Here is a 16,044-nt window from a genome sequence, read left to right as displayed (position 1 = left end):
CGGCTCACGGACACGAACCGGCTCACGGACACACGAACGGTCGGGCTGCGGAGCGGCTCGCGGGCGGCCGAACTACCCGATTGCGACTATCCGGTAGGAATCACGCGGTGGCGCGTGCCTCCGAGCGCCCAGCGGGCGCGAGGAGCACGCGCGAGGGAGTCGCTGGCGCCGGCGGCGCCAGCGACGAGGCTGGGGAGGCGTGAGGTGCCGTGCGGTGCGGGACCCGAAGGGTCCGTAGCCGATCCGCCGTCAGAATTTATGAACGATCGCTCCGCCTCAAAAACGTCGTGTTCCGCGTCCTATTCCACGTCGTTCCGGGCCGGGGCGCCGTCGCCGTCCGCCTCGACGGAGCCGCCCTCGTCGGTCGAATCGACCGACTCCACCGGAGCGCTCGAGTCGTCCGCCGCGCCGACGCCGTCGAGGACGGTGACGCGAGCGGACATGATCCGGGTGTTGTCGACGCGCTCGATGCGGATCCGGATCTGGTCGAACTCGATCTCCTCCCCCTCCTCGACGAGGCGCCCGGCGCGGTTGAACACGAAGCCGGCGAGCGTCTCGAACTCCTCGCCCTCGGGGAGGTCGATCCCGAGGATCTCGTTGACCTCGTCGATGTTCACCTCGCCTTGAACGACGGCGACGTTGTCGTCGACGAACTCCACCGGCGCCTCCTCGTCGCCCTCTAAGATTTCGCCGACGATCTCCTCGACCATGTCTTCGAGGGTGATGATCCCCTCGGTGGTGCCGAACTCGTCGATCACCGTCACCATCTGGAGGCGGTTGTCCTGCATCTCCGCGAGCAGCTCGTCAGCGTTCTTCGACTCGGGGACGTGGAGGGTGGGCTTGACCACCCGCTCTAAGGAGGGCGTCCCCTCGGAGTAGCGGAGTTCGCGGACCAGGTCGCGCACGGTGACTACCCCGATGATGTTGTCGAGGTTCCCCTCGTAGACGGGGACGCGCTCGTGGTCGGCCTGGATACACGTCTCGATCGCCTCCTCGACGGAGTCCTCCTTCGCGACCGCCGTGACGTCCAGTCGCGGCGTCATCACCTCCTTGGCGATGGTGTTGTTGAACCGGAAGATGCGGTCGAGCATCTCCCGCTCCTCCTCTTCGATGACCCCTTCGCGCTCGCCCGTCTCGATGATGTTCTGGATCTCGTCGCGGGTGACGTACGTCGACTCGATCGCCGCCGAGCCGCCGATGACCGCGTTGACGCCCTTCACGATGTAATCGAAGAGGACGACGAGCGGGTACAGCGCGTACTCGGAGGCCTTCAGCGGGCGAGCGATCCGGAGCGCCCACGACTCGGTGTGCTCGACGGCGTACGACTTGGGCGCGCTCTCCCCGAAGATCAGTACGAGCGTCGTGATGCCGAACGTCGTCGCCAGCACCGACTGGCCGCGGGAGAGGTAGATCCCGAACAGCGCGGTGGCGATGGAGGTCATCGCCACGTTGACGATGTTGTTGCCGACGAGGATCGTCACCAGCAGGCGGTGGGGGTTCTGTTTCATGTCGCTGATCGTCTTCGCGCCCGTCACCCCCTCGTCGACGAGGCTGTCGATGCGGTGTTGCGGCAGCGAGAACATCGCGATCTCGGACGAGGAGAAGAACGCCGAGAGCCCGACTAAAAGCAGGATCGCGACGACGCCGAGGAGGGTGATGACCCTGTCACCCGGCATCGGTACCTGGAGGACGTCGACCAGCGGCGCAGTAGACGACAAGCCCATGTTCGTTTGTCTTCCGTCGGCCCGCGATTAAAGCGTTCCCTTCGAGTACCCGCGGCGCGTCCCTTCGCGGTCGCCGAGCGGCGCGTTCCGACGGTCGCCCGGACGCGCCGCGTTCGAGGGTGCCGCTGCCGACACGATTACCCGTCTCGCGGGCGAATCGAGACGTATGAGCGAGCCACAGATCACCCTGTACCGGCTTCAGGCGTGCCCGTACTGCGAGCGCGTGGTCCGGACGCTGAACGAACTGGACCTCGAGTACCGCTCCCGGTACGTCGAACCGATGCACTCCGAGCGCAACGTCGTCAAGCGCGTCTCCGGCGCCCGGAGCGTGCCGGCGATCGTCGACCGGGAGACCGGCGTCACCATGTCCGAGAGCGCGAACATCGTCGAGTACCTGAAGGGAACGTACGGCGACGCGGCGACCGACGGGGGCCGCGCAGTCGACGACGCGGCGACCGACGGGGGCCGCGCAGTCGACGACGCGGCGACCGACGGGGGCCGCGCAGTCGACGCCGAGGGAGGTGCCTGAGATGCCCGACTTCGACGTCGTCTCCCTGCCCGAGACCGACCACGTCGCCGAGGGCGACACGGCGCCAGACTTCACCCGCCCCCTGGTGAACGGAGAGTACTGGGAGGACCGCGCGCTGGCCGACGTCGTCGACGGGCCGACGCTCCTGCTGTTCCACCCGATGGACGGCGCCTTCCAGGGGACGTACCTCTACAACACGGTCGACGACCACGGGTGGAGCGACGACGTCGACGTGCTCGGCGTCTCGATCTCGACGCCGTACGCCCACAAGCGCCTGCTCGCCGACCGCGGCGACGGCGTCCGGATCTTCTCCGACCCGGGCGCGGACGTGATCGAGGAGTACGGCCTCGCACAGGACATCGACGGGATGACCGGGATCACGGAGAGCCGGCCGGCCGTGTTCCTCCTCGACGCCGACCGCACCGTCGAACACGCGTGGGTCGCGAGCGAACACCCCGAGTTCCCCGACGCCGAGGCGATCGACGACGCGGTCGCGGACCTCGTCGACTGAGCGGAGTCGGGCTCACCGATTGACGCGCACACACTCGTCACCCTTTTTCAACTCGGCGCCGAACGAACGCGCGTGACCGCCGACACGAGCGACGACCGGCCGGACCGATCCGACGAGCTGCGCGCGGCGGCCGCCGCCGTCGAGCGCGGCGACCCCGTGGTCTATCCGACCGAGACGGTGTACGGGCTCGGCGCCGACGCGCTCGATTCCGACGCCGTCGAACGCGTCTTCGACCTGAAGGGCCGCGACCGGTCGAAACCCCTCTCGCTCGGCGTCGCGAGCGTCGACGCCGCGCTCCGCTACACTCGACCGACGGAGCTGACCGTCGCCTTCGCCCGCGCGTTCCTCCCGGGGCCGGTGACCGTCGTCGTCGAGCGCGGCGATCGGGTGCCGGACGCGCTCACCGCCGGCCGCGACCGCGTCGGGATCCGCGTGCCGGACCACGACCTCGCGCGGGCGCTCCTGAGCGAGACCGGTCCGCTCACCGCGACGAGCGCCAACGTCTCCGGCACCGGCAGCGTCACGGACCCGAGCGAACTCAGCGACCGGATCCGCGAGGGAGTCGCCGCCGTGATCGACGGCGGGGAGGCGCCCGGCACGGAGAGCACGGTCGTCGACCCCGACTCGGGGACTATCCACCGGCGCGGCGCGATGGCCGGCGCCATCGAGGCGTGGCTTGCGGACCCGCCGGTGGACGGGTAGGAAGGTTCGAAAAGACCGGTCGCGGCGTTAAACGGAGAGGTCGCCCTTCGCTTTGATCACGTCGAGGTCCTCGGCGTCGACCGTCTCGACGTCGAGCCAGTGGGGGACGTACTCGCGTTTGTCGTAGGCCTCGCGCTCGTCTTCGGTGCCGACCGTACACCAGAGCTGCGGTTCGTCCGGGCCGTGCCAGCCGCCCTGAACGTTGATGCCGAAACAGACCAGCTCCTCGCCGTCGTGCTCGATCACCGCGTCCTTCCGTATGTCGGGGTCGCCGCGGATGATGAGGTGTTGCATGTGCCGGGGTTCGCGTGTTCCGGGCTTAATCGCTTCGATACCGCGGATCGGATCGCGGGGCGCCCTCACCAGCCCGCGTCTAAGTCCTCGACGAGCGCGCCGAGGATCTCCCGGGTCGTCGCGACGACGATCGGTTCGAGCGCGTCCGGGTCGCTGTTCGTCGGGTCGCCGAGCCCGCCCAGTTCAGTCACCTCGTCGAAGTACTCGTAGCTCCGCGTTCGGGGCATCTCGTCCGCCTCCTGCGGCTCCTTTTTCTCCGACCGCACGAGGTCCGGGCGGTACAGCTCGACGAAGCTCGTCTCGTGGTCGCCGGCGTGTCCCCATCCCTCGCCGTACGCCTCCTCGAGGTCCTCCTCCGCGAAGTCGGTCCAGTGGACGAAATGGACCGTGAGATCGGTGTCGCGGCCGAGCCGGTCGGCGGCGATCGACAGGGGCTCCCGGTTCCCGCCGTGGCAGTTCACGATCAGCAGTCGGTCGACGCCGTGTTCGGCGACCGACTCGCCGATCTCGCGGACCACGTCGACGTACGTCTCCGTCGAGAGGGTGACGGTCCCCGGGAACCGCATGTGGTGTTCCGACTGGCCGTACGGCAGCGTCGGGAGCCGCAACAGGTCGAGGTCGAACTCGTCGGCCGCGTCGACCAGCTCGGCGGTGAGGTGGTCCGCGCGGAGCGTGTCGGTCGACACCGGGAGGTGCGGGCCGTGCTGCTCGGTGCTACCGGTCGGGAGGACCGCGAAGTCGGCGCCGTCGATCGCGTCTCCGGCGTCCTCCCAGGTCATGCCGAACAGGTCGGCGTCCGTCTCTGGCATGGCGGGGCGTCCGGCGGCGGGCGAGGAAAAGCTCGGGGTAGCGGCGAGGCGGAGGAGACCGCCGGGGAGGGGGCGGAGGCCGGACCGGAAGCCGGCTCAGGAGGAGTAGTAGTACTCGCCGTCGCGCTTCTGCTGGCTGTCGAGCTGCGACCCCGGCTTGTTGATCCGGGGGCGCCCGGTGCGCTCGTCGCGCCGGAAGGTGATCTCCAGGTCGGCGAGGAACTCGTTCATCCCGTCGCGCATGTCCTGCGGCGGCGCGGCGCGCCCGCGCTCGGCCGGCTCGCCGTCGAACACCATCAGGCGGTCCGCGAGGAGGTCGATCATGTAGATGTCGTGGTCGATCACCATCACCGTCGCGTCGTGGTTCTCGGCGTACCGGCGGATCGCGGTCGTCGCCCGCACGCGCTGTTCCACGTCGAGGTGCGCGGAGGGCTCGTCGAGCAGGTAGAGGTCGGCGTCGTCGGAGAGGCACGCCGCGATGGCGACGCGCTGGCGCTCTCCGCCCGAGAGGTCCGAGAGGTTCTGTTCCATCACGCGCTCCAGCTGGAGGGGCTGGGCGATCTCCGTGTTCCAGTACGAGGTGCCGAACTCGTCGGTGATCGAAGAGAGGAACGCGTCGACCCGCATGTGCTGGTCGATGTCGATGTACTGCGGCTTGTAGGAGATGTCGAGCGCGAAGTCGAGCGCGCCCTCGTCCGGCTCCAGGTCACCCGTGAACAGCTGCGCGAGCGTCGACTTCCCGATCCCGTTCGGACCGACGACGCCGAGCACCTCGGAGCGGTTGATCTCGCCGCCCTCGACGCGGAGCTCGAACTCGCCGTCGCCGTACGACTTCCGGAGGTCGGGGTACTCGATCAGCGTCTGGCTCCGCGAGGCGACCCGCGGCGCGTGCTCCTCGAAGGTGATCGCCGACGGCCGGATCCGCATGTTCTCGTTGTCGAGGTACCCCTTCAGGTACTCGTTGATGCCCTTCCGGACGGACTTCGGGTCGGTGATGACCCCGTAGGCGCCCGGCTCCCCGTACGCGACGTGGAGGGTGTCCGCCAGCAGGTCGAGGATGGCGAGGTCGTGTTCGACGACGAGCATCGACCGGTCGGCGGCGTCGTCGTCAGCGAGCTCGCGGATGAGCCGCGCGACGGTCATCCGCTGGCCGATGTCGAGGTACGGGGTGATCTCGTCGAGGAAGTAGAAGTCGGCGTCGCGGGCGAGGCACGCCGCGATGGCGACGCGCTGGAGCTCGCCGCCGGAGATGGAGTCGATGTCCTGGTCCATCACCGGCCGGATGTTGAGCCGGTCGACGAGGTCGTCGAGCGCGCCGCGCTCGTCCGTCCGCTCCAGCAGCTCGCGGGTGTTACCGTCGAACTGGTTCGGGATCTGGTCGACGTACTGGGGCTTGCGCGCGACGGTCACGTCGCCCGCCTTCAGCGATTCGAGGTAGTTCTGGAGGCCGGTGCCGCGGAAGCGATCGAGGACGCGCTCCCAGTCGCCGTCGGCGGTGTGGTCACCGAGGTTCGGGACCGTCTCGCCGGCGAGCGCGTGGACCGCGGTCGATTTCCCGATCCCGTTCGGCCCGAGGATGCCGGTGACGCTGCCCGGCTCCGGCGTCGGGAGGCCGTACAGCGAGAAGGCGTTGTCGCCGTAGCGGTGGACCGGGTCGTCGTCGAGTTCGGAGGGGAGGTTGATGATCTCGATCGCGTCGAAGGGACAGGAGTTGACACAGATGCCACACGTCTCGCCCAAGCAGATCTCCTCGGAGATGTGGATCTGGTCGGGGTCGCCCTCCTCGGCGTCCTCCCCCCGCTCCGTGATACACTCCTTGCCCGTCCGGTTCGGCGGGCAGTCCTTCATACACTCGTAGTTACAGCGGTCGGGCTGGCACCGCTCGAGGTCCACGACCGCGATGCTGTCGTCGGCCATCTCAGACCCCCAGGTCGACGGCGGACGTCAGCAGGACGGTGTAGCTGATAAACCAGAGGGTGAACGTGAGGAACGCCACGTAGAGGTTGTCCTTGATCCCGAGGTCGCCGACGCCGATCGCCTTGTACACCGGGTACTGGACGATGACGAACGCGCCCAGCACGAACACCGCGGTGGTGCTCGCGGCGGACGCCGGATCGGTGCCGACGTAGACGGCCGAGACGACGCCGGCCGCGATCCCGGCGAGACAGCAGATTGTCGTGACGACCACGCCGCGCGCGTGGTCGGACAGGCCCGAGTCGTCGCTCATGCGTTCGGATCCGCGAGCGCCCGTGAAAAGCCGTTCGTTCCGGCCGTCGGGTGCGAGGGGGGACCGCCTCGGAGAGCCGGCACCCCTCGTCGATCCGACGCGACGAACGTCGCCGTCGGAGCGCGCGCGAGCGAAATCGCTGACTGACTAGTCAGTCCAGCGGGGTAAAAGGGGATTTTTTTGCCGCCTTTGGGCGGATTTCGTCGTCAGATGCGGAATATACATCCGGTAAACGGCGTTCTAGCGGGAATACTCCATCAACATTTATGAGCGTGTGCGGTTTCGATTCGTAACGATGGAAGCAACCCAAACGGAGGGCCTCGACGACCTCCCGCCGAGCGCCAAACTGGTCTTCAAGGTGCTCGAGTACAACGGACCGCTGACCCAGAAGGGGATCGTCCAGGAGTCGATGCTGTCGGCACGCACCGTCCGATACGCGCTCGAACGGCTCGAGGGGATCGACGTCGTCGACGAGGACGTCTACTTCGCGGACGCCAGGCAGAACCTCTACAAGCTCACGGAGCCGGCACAGGAGTTCACGGCCGACGAGAGCGAAGCCTCCTGTACCGCCGACTGAGGCTCGGCCGCCGGTCGTCCGGACGGCTTCCGCTTTCGGCCGCCCGTACCGACGACGCCGAGCGCCGCCTATCCGTCACTCGGGGCGCTCCGCCCCGTCTCCGCGAGCACCGCGGGCCGCCGTCACGACCGTGAGGCCGACGGCGACCGACAGCGCCGACGTGGCCGCCAGCACGAACGCCAACAGGAGGAACCAGACGTCCGGTCCGAACAGGGGGTACTCGCGCGTGTCGATCACCGGCCCGAGCAGCTCCAGGGTCCTGACGAGGTACAACAGGACCGCGAGCAGCGCGCCGACCGCCGCCCCGATCCGAACGTTGCGGTAAAACGACAGCGACTCCAACAGGACCAGCATCGGGGGTTTCGAACGCTCGTCGCTCACGGAGACGCGTACGGCCGGCGACCGCAAAGAGCCATCGGAACGCGACGCGCGGAACGACATCTATCACGATCGAAACGGACGTACGAGGGCCTGACAGCGTCAGTGACAGCCGTCAAGTGGAGCGACGGAGAAGGAGGACGTATGCCCAGAGTCGTGCTGTCGGCGTTCCCGATGATAGACCCGGAGACGTACCGCGAGGTCCTGGCCGACGCGATCGACGAGCCGGTCGACGTCGAGGTCGCGGAGCTGGGGTCGACCGAGCGGCTGATCGAGGCGGCGACCGGCGCCGACGCGGTCGTCACCGACATCAACACGCCCGTCACCGAGGAAGCCCTCGACGCCACGGACCTCCGGGTCGTCGTTCGCTCGGCCGTCGGCGTCGACAACGTCGACGTCGCGGCGGCCGCGGAGCGCGGCGTCACCGTCACTCGCGTCCCCGACTACTGTACCGACGAGGTGGCGACCCACTCCGTCTCGCTGCTCTTCGTCTGCCTCCGCTCGTTGAAACCGTACGACGACGCCGTCGCCGGCGGCGGGTGGAGCTGGGAGACCGGTCGCCCGATCCGACGCGTGAGCGCGTCGACGATCGGACTGCTCTCGTTCGGCCCCATCGCGCGGCGCGCGGCCGAGCAGCTCTCGGGGTTCGACGCCGACCTCGTCGCGTACGATCCCTTCGTCGACGGCGACGAAATGGCCGAATACGGTGTCGAGAAGGTCGGCTTCGAGACGCTGTTCGACCGCGCCGACCACGTCGGCGTCTACGCGCCCCTGACGGACGCGACGCGGGGACTCGTGGACGCCGACGCGTTGGCGCGGCTGAGCGAGGACTCGGTCGTCGTCAACGTGAGCCGCGGCCCGGTCGTCGACGCCGACGCGCTGCTCGACGCGCTGGCGGCGGACGAGATAAAGGCCGCCGGCCTCGACGTCCTCGCCGAGGAGCCGCCCGAAGGCGACCCGCTCGTCTGCCGCGACGACACGGTCGTCACGCCGCACGCGGCGTGGTACAGCGAGGAGGCGAGAGACGACCTGAACCGAAGCGGCGCGGCCGACGTGGCGGCCGTTCTCAACGGCGAGACGCCGGACGGCCGGGTCGACCCGGACGCCGACTGGTTGTAGCGCGGCGGCGCGTCGCGGGACGACGAGACGGGCTACAGCCGGTCGAGCGCGTCGAAATCGTCGTCCCCGTCCAACTCGTCGTCCCCGTCCAACTCGTCGCCCTCTCCCGGGCCGTCCGAACCGTCGGAGACGAGGGGGTCGCCGTCACCGCCGCCCGGGTAGCTCGCGTCGAGTCCCGCCGCGAGGCCGGGGCCGAGGTCGTACGTGTCTCGGACCGTCTGCGCGAGGACGCCGTCGCGGTCGAAGACGACGTAGACGGCGACGAACTCGTGGTCCGCGGGGCGTAACACGAACACCTCTCGCGGGTCGTCGTCGTCTCGGGAATCGTTCACGCGGGCGACGAGCGGTTCGATCGGGAGCCGCCCCGTGCGGACCTCGTCGAAGGTGTCGCCGCCGGGCGCGTCGGCGAAGAGGTACAGCGCGCCGTTGGGGTCGCCGTCGTTCGAGCGGGTCGTGATCGAGCCGACGGGCTCGCCCTCGGCGCGGATCTGTCGCCACGTCTCGACGGCCGCCTCGAACATCCCTTCGACGGCGTCCGCGAAGCGGAACCGCGTCTCGCGGACGACCTCGACCTCGCGGAAGCGGGCGGAGCCGTCGGTCCACGCCAGCGTCGCGTCGACGACGAAGCCGGGGCGGAGCGCGTCGACGGCGTCCGCGAGGTCTCCCTCGTACCCCTCCGCGGTGGCGTAGAGGGGGTCGTATCGGTCCGCGGCGTCGGGATCGGTCGGGTCGACCGGCCCGTCCGCGAGTTCGACGAGGACGAACTCATCGGCGGTGCCGTCGGAGTCGGCGGCGGCCGAGGTGGGGTCCGCGGCACTCGGGGCGGAGTCGGCGGCCGCAGCGCCGCCGTCGTCGACCGCAGCGGAATCGGCGGTCGCGTCCGTGTCGTCGTCGATGTCCGGCCGCCGGCGGCGGTCGTGGACGCGGAACCGGCCGCTCGTCGTCGGGTCCATACCCGTCGGTGGGGCGGCGGGCTGAAAAGCCGGTCGGAAGCGGCGCGTCGGAGCGCTCCGAACCGCCCGCGGATCCGTGTCGTTATGGGGCGGGCGACCCAAGGAACCGGTAAATGGGGATCCTCGAAAACAAGTCCAACGCCCGGATCTTCTACAAGTACCTCTCGAAGGTGTACGACCGGGTCAACCGCTTCAACTGGACCGAGGAGATGCGCGCCGAGGCGCTCTCGTGGCTGGAGTTCGGCGACGACCCGAAGGTGCTCGACGTCGGCTGCGGCACCGGGTTCGGCACGGAGGGGCTGCTCGAACACGCCGACGACGTTCACGGCCTCGACCAGAGCGTCCACCAGATGGAGAAGGCGTTCGAGAAGTTCGGGAGACACGACCGGGTGAACTTCTACCGCGGCGACGCCGAGCGGCTCCCGTTCCGCGACGACACGTTCGACGTCGTCTGGTCGTCCGGCTCCATCGAGTACTGGCCCAACCCCGTCGAGGGGCTCCGCGAGCTCCGCCGCGTCGCGGTGCCCGGCGGGCAGGTGCTCGTCGTCGGTCCGGACTACCCGCACAACCCGGTCCTCCAGCGGGTGGCCGACGCGATCATGCTGTTCTACGACGCCGACGAGGCCGACCGGATGTTCGAGGCGGCCGGCTACGAGGAGTTCGAACACCACATCCAGCGGGCGACGCCGCAGAGCCCGCGAGCGATCACGACCGTCGCTCGGGTCCCGGGCGGCGACGGAACGGACGGCGAGTCGGGGTCGACCGCCGCCGACGCGGACGCCTCGACGGTCGATGCCGAGTAGGAGCACCGGCGGCTGACCCGGCCGGAATCGAGAGTCCGGCCCGCGAGCGTTCTCACCCCGCTTCGACGGAGGTCTCCAGCGTCGCGACCGGCTGCCCGTCGGTCGTGATCCTCACCGTGACCGTCTTCCCCGGTGCGAGCGTCGGGTCGTTGGTCCCGGCGACGCGGAACGACGCCGTCTGTCCGACCCGCCACGTGTCGTCGCTGGCGGCGTTGAACGGACCGGTCGGTCCGGGGTGGAAGCCGGCGGCCGAGAAGAACGGGACGGGCGGCTGACTGTCGAGCGGTTCGCCGTCGACGCTGACGCGAATCGTCACGGCCGCGACGTCGATCGGGTCGCCGCCGCGGTGGTCGATCGCGATCCGGTCGTCGGTCGCCGACAGCGACAGCACCGCCGACGGCGGTACCGTCGGACTCGGACCGCCGAGCGCGGCGGTCGCGACGCCGCCGGCCAACACGACCGTGATCGCGATCAACAGCACGCCCGCGACCGGCGCAATCCCCCGATCGGCGCGACGAACAGCTAGTGACACGGCGGTACTGTGTCGGTTTTACCTAAAAGGGTCGACCCCGCAGTCGACGACCCGAGGACGGATCCAGACCGAGGACCGACGGCTCGGACGGCGACGACCCGAGGCGGGCGGTCACCCGCCGCCGACCGGCCTCGGCGTCGGGAGGGGTTCGATGTCACCGACGACGAGGACGCGGGGCTCGTCGACGACCGTGATGCGGTACGTCTCGGCCGGCGAGAGCGTCCGGACGACGCCCGCGTCGTTGGTCGTCCCGATGGTTCTGCTATCGCCGTCCCCGACCGACTTGGTGACGATGACGTCGGAGACGGGCTCGCCCGTCTCCTCGTCGCGGACCGTGACGGTCACCGGACCGCCGGGATACGTCCGCTCGACGGTGACGTTGAACCCGTCGCCGGTCTCCGACACCGGTTCGCTGTCGGGGAACGCGGACAGGTCGATCCGCTGGTGTTCGACGAACACCTGCTCGGTTCCGCCGCTGACGAAGGTGCGGAGCGTGCCGATCTCGTGCGGAATCGTGATTCGGTGAACTGCGCCCGCGCCGAAGGCGTCGGGTTCGCGGAGCGCGGCCGTCTCGGGGTAGGCCGCCTCGGTGATCTCGATCGCCTCGCTGTTCGAAATGGGGCCGCCGCCGCGGTCCCAGCGGTCCGTCCGGAACACCTCGCGGACGTAGTGACCGTCGACGATCGTCGCGAGCACGACGGCTCGTTGGCTCGACGCGACGTATAGGTCGCTCGGGGGGGACTGCCCGCGGGCGATCGCGAGGGCGTGGTCGCGGACCGGCCCCGAGTACACCTGGAGGGCCACCTGAAGCTCGTCGAGCCGAGCGGGCGAACTGAAGTCGTCGGTCGCCTCGGCGAGCGCGTCGATCTCGTCGAGCCGCTCGTCGTACTCGCGGGCGGTCGCGGCCACGCGGACGAGCCTGTCGACCAGTTCGCGGTCGGTGATCTCGCCGGCGGCGTGCGCGCTGAAGGCGTTCGCCTGACGGCTGTTGAGCGCCACCTCCGCGCGCTCGACGCGGTTTATTTCCGCGAGGATCTGCTGTTGCCGCTCCACGTTCGTCTCGGTGCGCTCGATCCGGCTGACGACCGCGGCGGTCTCGACGGCGGCGTCGGCGTCGGCGGTCGCGAACCCGAGCGACGACCCGAGATCTGGGCCGCGGGCGTACATACTGACTCGCGTCTCCGCGCCCGGCGGCGTCGACAGCGTCCGAAGCGTGAGGTTCGCTCGGTCGATCTGGGGCATCGTCTGTCCGGCGACCGGCGACGACGGGACGACCGGCGACCGTAGATCGGTACCGAGAGCCGAGCCGGCGGACGGAGCCGAGCCGGCGGACCGCGTCGAATCGGCGGCCGGGGAGTCGACGGACGGTGAGACGACGCCGGGCGCGGTGACGCCGGCGACCGGGGCCACGAGCAGCAAGACGGTGACCGCGGCGATCTGGAGGGCTCTCATCGTCCGAGGGTTTGGCCCGCGATACAAAAAGTCCACCCACTGCGGCCGACCGACGGAATCGATGCGGATCGGCGTCCGCGACCGCGTCCGGTCCGTTCGGCCGAGAAATTCGGGTGGAGACCCGTCAAAAAGTATCGGATGGAAAGCGTTTTGCCCGGCGCGCGAGTGACCCGAGACGTATGCGGAACCCCGCTCTTCGCGCGCTCTTGGTCGCGCTCCTCGCGCTCGCACTGGTCGCGAGCGCCGGCGGCGCGGTCGGCGGCGCGGGCACGACCCCCTCCCCCTCCGGCGCTGACGACATCCCGCCGACCGCCTCGGTCGGCGGCGACGCCTCGGTCGGTCCCGAGTCGATCGAAGCACCCTCGGAACCGGTTCGACGACAGACCGACGACGCCATCACGTCGCCGTCGACCACGCGGATCCGGATCGAACTGAACCCCGACCGCAGCGCCGACTGGACCGTCGCGGTGCGGTACTCGCTGGCGGACGAAAACGAGACGGCCGCGTTCGAGACCGCCGGCGAGCGCTTCCGCGCCGGCGAGATCGGTCCGAGCGCGGAGCTGTTCGAGGGGTTCCGCCGCCAGGCGGGCCGTAACGTCGGCCGGCAGATGGCCATCCGGGACGTCTCGCGGGAGTTCGAGGTGTACGAGAACCCCGCCGAGTTCGACATCGCCACGGAGGAGGCGGCCGCGGTCGGCGAACTGCGGCTGACGTTCACCTGGACGGCGTTCCTCGAGCGCGACGGCGAGAGCCTCGTCCTCGGCGACGCGTTGACGACGCCCGGCAACGAGACGTGGCTGCGCAGCCTCGAAGCGGCCCAGACGCTGGAGGTGACGACGCCGGAGGGGTACACCGTCACCGGAACGCCGAGCACCGCCGTGACGCAGCTCTCTGACGGCGACGTGATCATCGAAGGCCCCCAGACGTTCGAAGGGGGCGAACCCGTGCGGATAGTGTACGGCCCCGCCGGAGCGGGCCCCCCGTGGGGTATGCTGATGGCCGTGATCGTCCTCGCCGCGTCCCTCGTCGCCGTGAGCGTCGTCGGGTACCGCCGGATCAACGACGGGGAGGACGGCGTCGGCGATCCGATCGCGAACGGCGACGACGCGGCGACGGGCGACGCCGAGCGGGGCCCGACGGAGGACCCCGACGCGGCCCGCGGTCCGGGAAGCGACGACGGCGACGACGGGACCGACGGACCCGGCGACGGCGACGACGAGCCGGACCTCTCGCTGCTCTCGGACGAGGAGCGCGTCGAGCGGCTCCTCGACGAGAACGGCGGTCGGATGCGACAGGCCGACATCGTCTCGGAGACCGGTTGGTCGGACGCGAAGGTGTCCCAGCTGCTCTCGGCGATGGCCGACGAGGACCGCGTCGAGAAGCTCCGGCTCGGCCGCGAGAACCTCATCTCGCTGCCCGACGAGGGCGGTGACGACGGAGACGACCGCGACGGCGGAGACGGCCGCGGCGACTGACCGGCCGTCCCCTCCGTCGAGCGCGACGAGATCCGAAGCGGACGCCGACCCATCGGTTTCGGGCCCGATCGTCGGCCGGCGGGGGCGGAAACCGTTCGCCCGCCGCCTCCAGTTCCGAAAACCATTACAGGGCGACCGCCCGAGTATCGATCATGAAGGTTCTGGTGACCGTCAAGGAGGTCGCGGAGGCGGACGACGACTTCGCGATCGAGGGGACCGAAATCGTCGATTCCGACCTCGAGTACGACCTCAACGAGTGGGACGACTACGCCGTCGAGGCCGCCGTCCAACTGGCCGAGGCCGGGATCGCTGACGAGGTCGTGACCGTCACCGTCGGCCCGGAGCGCGCAGACGAGACGATCCGGATGGCGCTCGCGAAGGGCGCCGACCGCGCCGTCCGCGTCTGGGACGAGGCGCTGGAGGGGTCGTTCGCGGACGTCGCCTCGAAGGTCGACCTGTTCGAGGCGGTCGTCGACGAGGAGGAGCCGGACCTCGTCCTCGGCGGCGTCCAGGCCGCCGACACCGGCTTCGGCGCGACGGGCGTCGCGCTCGCGGAGCGGATCGGCTTCGAGCACGCCGCGGTCGTCAACCGCCTCGACGTCGACGCGGACGAAGGGATCGCGCACGTCCACCGCGAGCTGGAGGGCGGCGTCGAGGAGCTGACCGACGTCGACCTCCCGGCCGTGCTGACGGTCCAGACCGGGCTCAACGAGCCCCGGTACGCGAGCCTTCGCGGGATCCGACAGGCGCAGCGCAAGGAGATCGCCGCGAAGGACCTCGACGACCTCGGCCTGACCGCCGCGGACGTCGAGAGCGCGCTGACGATCACCGAGATGTACGAGCCGGAGAGCGAGTCGGACGCGGAGATCATCGAGGGCGACGCCGGCGAGTCTGCGGGGCGCCTTGCCGAGGTCCTCCGCGACAAGGGGGTGGGCGCGTGATGGCCGACGTGCTCGTCGCCGCCGAACACCGCCGCGGAGACCTCCGAGATGTCACGTACGAGGCGATCGCGGCCGGCCGGGAGCTCGCCGACGCGCGCGGCGGCGACCTCCACGTGGCCGTCGTCGGCGGCGACGTCGACGGGTTCGCGGAGGAGCTCAACCGCGAGGGCGTCGACGCGATCCACGCCGTCGACGACGGCGAGGAGTTCGACCACAACGCCTACCAGGCGGCCGTCTCGACGCTCGCGGACCGGGTCGACGCCGGCGCGGTGGTGCTGCCGAACTCCGTCAACGGGCTCGACTACGCGCCCGCCCTCGCGGAGGCGCTCGGCGTCCCGATCGTCACCGACGCGGTCGGGTTCGACTACGACGACGGGCTCACCGTCACCCGCGAGATGTACGGCTCGAAGGTCGAGACGACCGTCGACGTCGCCGGCGACCGGTTCGTCCTCACGGTCCGCGGCGGCGAGTGGCCGCCCGCGGAGGGAGTCGGGGACGCGACCGTCGAGACGGCCGAGGTCGACCTCCCCGAGTCGGGCGCCCGCGTTACGGGCTTCGAGGAGGTCGGCGGCGGCGACGTCGATATCGCGGACGCCGACGTGCTCGTCTCGGTCGGCCGCGGCATCGAGGAGGAGGAGAACCTCGAGCTCGTCGAGGAGCTCGCGGACGCGCTCGGCGCGACGCTGTCCGCCTCGCGGCCGATCGTCGACAACGGCTGGCTGCCGAAGAACCGGCAGGTGGGCCAGTCGGGGAAGGTCGTCACGCCGGACGTGTACATCGCGGTCGGCATCTCCGGCGCGGTTCAACACGTCGCCGGGATGAAGGGCTCGGACACGATAATCGCGATCAACACCGACCCGAACGCGCCGATCTTCGACATCGCCGACTACGGGATCGTCGGCGACCTCTTCGACGTGGTGCCCGAACTCATCGACGAGTTCGCGTAGGCGAACCGGTCCCGCGCCGCGCCGGGGGAGGCCCCCGCCGGACCGGCCGAGTCTCGGTTCGTTTATCACCC

The 16,044-nt window shown here is 69.9% G+C and carries 17 protein-coding genes and 1 pseudogene; 9 read left to right on the top strand and 9 right to left on the bottom strand.

Going from position 1 to position 16,044, the window contains the following annotated elements:
• Window positions 1-299: 299 nt before the first annotated feature.
• The gene (locus EXE45_RS05925; RefSeq protein ID WP_092920914.1) at window positions 300-1,724 is read right to left on the bottom strand and encodes a hemolysin family protein; all 1,425 of its coding nucleotides are present in this window, start codon (window positions 1,722-1,724) and stop codon (window positions 300-302) included.
• A gap of 166 nt (window positions 1,725-1,890) precedes the next feature.
• Between EXE45_RS05925 and EXE45_RS05920 the strand changes: the two are divergent.
• From EXE45_RS05920 to EXE45_RS05910, 3 genes and pseudogenes are all read left to right on the top strand, one after another.
• Window positions 1,891-2,139 (top strand): annotated as a pseudogene (locus EXE45_RS05920) (glutaredoxin family protein); the annotation flags it as partial.
• Between the two features lie 115 nt (window positions 2,140-2,254).
• Window positions 2,255-2,764 (top strand): redoxin domain-containing protein, encoded by a 510-nt coding sequence (locus tag EXE45_RS05915; RefSeq protein ID WP_137693794.1) that lies wholly within the window; start codon window positions 2,255-2,257, stop codon window positions 2,762-2,764.
• A 72-nt stretch (window positions 2,765-2,836) separates the two neighbouring features.
• Window positions 2,837-3,466 (top strand): L-threonylcarbamoyladenylate synthase, encoded by a 630-nt coding sequence (locus EXE45_RS05910; protein WP_137693793.1) that lies wholly within the window; start codon window positions 2,837-2,839, stop codon window positions 3,464-3,466.
• 27 nt (window positions 3,467-3,493) lie between these two features.
• Here the strand turns inward: EXE45_RS05910 and EXE45_RS05905 are convergent, their stop codons facing one another.
• The 4 genes from EXE45_RS05905 to EXE45_RS05890 form a co-directional block, all read right to left on the bottom strand.
• A complete protein-coding gene (locus EXE45_RS05905; RefSeq protein ID WP_092920910.1) occupies window positions 3,494-3,760 on the bottom strand; it encodes an HAH_0734 family protein in 267 nt (88 codons plus the stop codon).
• Between the two features lie 65 nt (window positions 3,761-3,825).
• Entirely contained in the window at window positions 3,826-4,569 is a 744-nt protein-coding gene (locus EXE45_RS05900; protein ID WP_137693792.1) for a creatininase family protein, read from the bottom strand.
• Between the two features lie 96 nt (window positions 4,570-4,665).
• Window positions 4,666-6,486: a ribosome biogenesis/translation initiation ATPase RLI gene (locus tag EXE45_RS05895; RefSeq protein WP_137693791.1), complete on the bottom strand. Its 1,821-nt coding sequence runs from the start codon at window positions 6,484-6,486 to the stop codon at window positions 4,666-4,668.
• Window position 6,487: 1 nt separating this feature from the next.
• The gene (locus EXE45_RS05890) at window positions 6,488-6,796 is read right to left on the bottom strand and encodes a hypothetical protein (protein ID WP_092920907.1); all 309 of its coding nucleotides are present in this window, start codon (window positions 6,794-6,796) and stop codon (window positions 6,488-6,490) included.
• A gap of 295 nt (window positions 6,797-7,091) precedes the next feature.
• On the opposite strand from EXE45_RS05890, the gene EXE45_RS05885 reads away from it, so the two are divergent.
• On the top strand, window positions 7,092-7,373 hold the full coding sequence (locus EXE45_RS05885) for a helix-turn-helix domain-containing protein (RefSeq protein WP_092920906.1): 282 nt from the start codon (window positions 7,092-7,094) through the stop codon (window positions 7,371-7,373).
• 75 nt (window positions 7,374-7,448) lie between these two features.
• Here EXE45_RS05885 and EXE45_RS05880 read toward each other — a convergent pair whose 3' ends face one another.
• Window positions 7,449-7,727, bottom strand: a complete 279-nt coding sequence (locus EXE45_RS05880; protein ID WP_092921351.1) for a hypothetical protein — start codon at window positions 7,725-7,727, stop codon at window positions 7,449-7,451.
• Between the two features lie 168 nt (window positions 7,728-7,895).
• Between EXE45_RS05880 and EXE45_RS05875 the strand changes: the two genes are divergently transcribed.
• Window positions 7,896-8,870 (top strand): C-terminal binding protein, encoded by a 975-nt coding sequence (locus EXE45_RS05875; RefSeq protein WP_137693790.1) that lies wholly within the window; start codon window positions 7,896-7,898, stop codon window positions 8,868-8,870.
• 32 nt (window positions 8,871-8,902) lie between these two features.
• Here EXE45_RS05875 and EXE45_RS05870 read toward each other — a convergent pair whose 3' ends face one another.
• Complete coding sequence (locus EXE45_RS05870) at window positions 8,903-9,823, bottom strand: DUF6663 family protein (RefSeq protein WP_137693789.1); 921 nt, start codon at window positions 9,821-9,823, stop codon at window positions 8,903-8,905.
• 113 nt (window positions 9,824-9,936) lie between these two features.
• On the opposite strand from EXE45_RS05870, the gene EXE45_RS05865 reads away from it, so the two are divergent.
• Window positions 9,937-10,626 carry a methyltransferase domain-containing protein gene (locus EXE45_RS05865; protein ID WP_092920903.1) on the top strand — a complete coding sequence of 230 codons (690 nt, stop codon included), beginning with the start codon at window positions 9,937-9,939 and terminating at the stop codon, window positions 10,624-10,626.
• A 52-nt stretch (window positions 10,627-10,678) separates the two neighbouring features.
• Here the strand turns inward: EXE45_RS05865 and EXE45_RS05860 are convergent, their stop codons facing one another.
• A complete protein-coding gene (locus EXE45_RS05860) occupies window positions 10,679-11,125 on the bottom strand; it encodes a type IV pilin (RefSeq protein WP_092921349.1) in 447 nt (148 codons plus the stop codon).
• A 144-nt stretch (window positions 11,126-11,269) separates the two neighbouring features.
• Window positions 11,270-12,610: a hypothetical protein gene (locus EXE45_RS05855; protein WP_137693788.1), complete on the bottom strand. Its 1,341-nt coding sequence runs from the start codon at window positions 12,608-12,610 to the stop codon at window positions 11,270-11,272.
• 179 nt (window positions 12,611-12,789) lie between these two features.
• Between EXE45_RS05855 and EXE45_RS05850 the strand changes: the two genes are divergently transcribed.
• The 3 genes from EXE45_RS05850 (at window position 12,790) to EXE45_RS05840 (ending at window position 15,973) form a co-directional block, all read left to right on the top strand.
• Window positions 12,790-14,085, top strand: a complete 1,296-nt coding sequence (locus EXE45_RS05850; RefSeq protein ID WP_137693787.1) for a hypothetical protein — start codon at window positions 12,790-12,792, stop codon at window positions 14,083-14,085.
• 152 nt (window positions 14,086-14,237) lie between these two features.
• Window positions 14,238-15,026, top strand: coding sequence for an electron transfer flavoprotein subunit beta/FixA family protein (locus EXE45_RS05845; protein ID WP_092920900.1), 789 nt, complete (start codon window positions 14,238-14,240; stop codon window positions 15,024-15,026).
• Entirely contained in the window at window positions 15,026-15,973 is a 948-nt protein-coding gene (locus tag EXE45_RS05840; RefSeq protein ID WP_092920899.1) for an electron transfer flavoprotein subunit alpha/FixB family protein, read from the top strand. The genes EXE45_RS05845 and EXE45_RS05840 overlap by 1 nt, the downstream gene beginning before the upstream one ends.
• Window positions 15,974-16,044: the final 71 nt, after the last annotated feature.

Source organism: Halorubrum sp. SP9, from assembly GCF_005435015.1.
Taxonomy (GTDB): Archaea; Halobacteriota; Halobacteria; order Halobacteriales; family Haloferacaceae; genus Halorubrum; species Halorubrum sodomense.
This window is presented reverse-complemented; position numbering and strand designations above follow the sequence as displayed.

Coding starts and splice junctions, on each gene's coding strand:
- EXE45_RS05925 (WP_092920914.1), bottom strand. CDS start 1,724: ATGGGCTTGTCGTCTACTGCGCCGCTGGTCGACGTCCTCCAGGTACCG.
- EXE45_RS05915 (WP_137693794.1), top strand. CDS start 2,255: ATGCCCGACTTCGACGTCGTCTCCCTGCCCGAGACCGACCACGTCGCC.
- EXE45_RS05905 (WP_092920910.1), bottom strand. CDS start 3,760: ATGCAACACCTCATCATCCGCGGCGACCCCGACATACGGAAGGACGCG.
- EXE45_RS05900 (WP_137693792.1), bottom strand. CDS start 4,569: ATGCCAGAGACGGACGCCGACCTGTTCGGCATGACCTGGGAGGACGCC.
- EXE45_RS05895 (WP_137693791.1), bottom strand. CDS start 6,486: ATGGCCGACGACAGCATCGCGGTCGTGGACCTCGAGCGGTGCCAGCCC.
- EXE45_RS05890 (WP_092920907.1), bottom strand. CDS start 6,796: ATGAGCGACGACTCGGGCCTGTCCGACCACGCGCGCGGCGTGGTCGTC.
- EXE45_RS05885 (WP_092920906.1), top strand. CDS start 7,092: ATGGAAGCAACCCAAACGGAGGGCCTCGACGACCTCCCGCCGAGCGCC.
- EXE45_RS05880 (WP_092921351.1), bottom strand. CDS start 7,727: ATGCTGGTCCTGTTGGAGTCGCTGTCGTTTTACCGCAACGTTCGGATC.
- EXE45_RS05875 (WP_137693790.1), top strand. CDS start 7,896: ATGCCCAGAGTCGTGCTGTCGGCGTTCCCGATGATAGACCCGGAGACG.
- EXE45_RS05870 (WP_137693789.1), bottom strand. CDS start 9,823: ATGGACCCGACGACGAGCGGCCGGTTCCGCGTCCACGACCGCCGCCGG.
- EXE45_RS05865 (WP_092920903.1), top strand. CDS start 9,937: ATGGGGATCCTCGAAAACAAGTCCAACGCCCGGATCTTCTACAAGTAC.
- EXE45_RS05855 (WP_137693788.1), bottom strand. CDS start 12,610: ATGAGAGCCCTCCAGATCGCCGCGGTCACCGTCTTGCTGCTCGTGGCC.
- EXE45_RS05850 (WP_137693787.1), top strand. CDS start 12,790: ATGCGGAACCCCGCTCTTCGCGCGCTCTTGGTCGCGCTCCTCGCGCTC.
- EXE45_RS05845 (WP_092920900.1), top strand. CDS start 14,238: ATGAAGGTTCTGGTGACCGTCAAGGAGGTCGCGGAGGCGGACGACGAC.
- EXE45_RS05840 (WP_092920899.1), top strand. CDS start 15,026: ATGGCCGACGTGCTCGTCGCCGCCGAACACCGCCGCGGAGACCTCCGA.